This is a genomic window from Oliverpabstia intestinalis (assembly GCF_009696065.1).
Lineage (GTDB): Bacteria > Bacillota > Clostridia > Lachnospirales > Lachnospiraceae > Oliverpabstia > Oliverpabstia intestinalis.
Map to the genome: position 1 here is coordinate 1 of NZ_VUMS01000078.1, position 1,825 is coordinate 1,825.

1 protein-coding gene, 1 pseudogene and 1 riboswitch are annotated in these 1,825 nt (G+C 45.8%); the gene and the pseudogene both read left to right on the forward strand.

Features of this window, described 5'->3' with window-relative positions; all coding sequences use genetic code 11:
* Nucleotides 1–895: sirohydrochlorin cobaltochelatase (locus FYJ57_RS14975; protein WP_154433272.1), on the forward strand; the 895-nt coding region annotated here is incomplete at its 5' end.
* Between the two features lie 277 nt (nt 896–1,172).
* Nucleotides 1,173–1,356, forward strand: a riboswitch (cobalamin riboswitch).
* Nucleotides 1,357–1,582: 226 nt separating this feature from the next.
* Nucleotides 1,583–1,825 (forward strand): annotated as a pseudogene (locus FYJ57_RS14980) (sirohydrochlorin cobaltochelatase); the annotation flags it as partial.

Genomic DNA, 1,825 nt, shown 5'->3' on the forward strand with positions numbered 1-1,825 from the left:
CGATCCGTTAAACGGAGATGACATCGGTGACAACGAACTGCTGGTAGTAAGTTTCGGTACTTCTTTCAATGACAGCCGTACAGCAGATATCGGAGGTATCGAGAAAGCCCTGCAGACCGCATATCCGAACTGGTCCGTAAGACGAGCCTTTACCGCACAGATCATCATCAACCATGTACAGGCCCGTGATGACGAGAAGATTGACAATATGGATCAGGCCCTGCAGCGTGCCGTAGACAATGGTGTAAAGAACCTGGTGGTACAGCCGACTCATCTGATGCATGGCGCTGAGTATGACGAGCTGACAGAAGCAGTAGAAAGCTACAAAGATAAATTTGAATCTGTAAGCATCGCAGAACCACTGTTAGGAGAAGTCGGTGACAGTGACGATGCAGTCAATGATGACAAAAAAGCAGTAGCAGAAGCCATCACAACAGAGGCAGTAAAAACTGCAGGATATGATGATCTGGATGCGGCAGAGGCAGACGGAACCGCATTCGTATTCATGGGACACGGAACTTCCCACACTGCAAAGATCAGCTACAGCCAGATGCAGAGCCAGATGAACGATCTGGGATACAAGAATGTATTTATCGGAACTGTAGAAGGCGAGCCGGAAGATACCGCATGTGAAGCAGTGATCGAAAAGATCAAAGAAGCAGGATACAAAAAAGTAGTGCTTCGTCCGCTGATGGTAGTAGCCGGAGACCATGCAAATAACGATATGGCCGGAGATGATGAGGATTCCTGGAAGAGCCAGTTCGAGGCATCAGGAGCATTTGACAAGATTGATACTCAGATCGCAGGACTGGGAGAGATTTCTGCTATCCAGGATCTGTATGTAGCACATAGTAAAGCTGCAATTGATGGAAAGAGCGCTTCTACAGCAAACTAAAACATATCAGATACGTAACTGCTCAGCACCCACTGTGAAGGTACTGAAAAGTTATGACAGATGAATAAAAGGAACAGCCTGTCTGATCAGCTGCTATTCAGTGACTGGTCAGACTGGCTGTTTTTTGCCAAAATCCAGAGACATACAAGTCAAAATGCCATCACCGAAGGTGATTAGAAATGCATATTGCATCGTAACTGTGAGGTTACTGAACAGTTACGATGCAACATTGACAAGTAATTGGAGCGGTGCTAGAATAAACAGGAAATACAGCATAACTGAATAAAATGTGTAAGGTGCCGGACGAAAAAATGTCCGGTGAAAAGGGAAACCGGTGAGAATCCGGTACGAGCTCGTCACCGTAATTCGCGAGTTGAGGCTAATAACCACTGGAAAACCGGGAAGGGAGCCAAAGTGTCAGAGCGATCAGTCGGGAGACCTGCCTTTCACAGTACGGGAATAAGAACAGTTACTGTGTTCGGTAACTGAGAATTCAGGCCACGAGGGACTGGCAGTACAAAATTAAGAAAGTCAGAATCATACTGGCTGATTCTTGTGTAACCTGTGCCTCCGCCAATTGGCGGAGGTTTTTCTTGTATTGGACATTAATAATTGGTCCGGTGGATCAATTATGATTTTCTTTTTTATTCATTTATGTACTCATATCTGAGAACAGGAGGATTTAACATGAAAAAGAAACTGGTAGTATTGATGTTATCAGCAGCCATGACAGCAACACTTCTGACTGGCTGTGGCGACACCAAAGAAACAACATCCGAATCCACAGCAACCGAAACAGAGGCAGAAGCCACCGAAGAAGCCGCAGATGACAGTGCATCTGACCAGGAGGCAGCAGATAAAGTAGCAGCCCTGATCGATCAGATCTATGTGCAGGAAAGAAACGACAACACTGACGAACAGTGTAAAGAA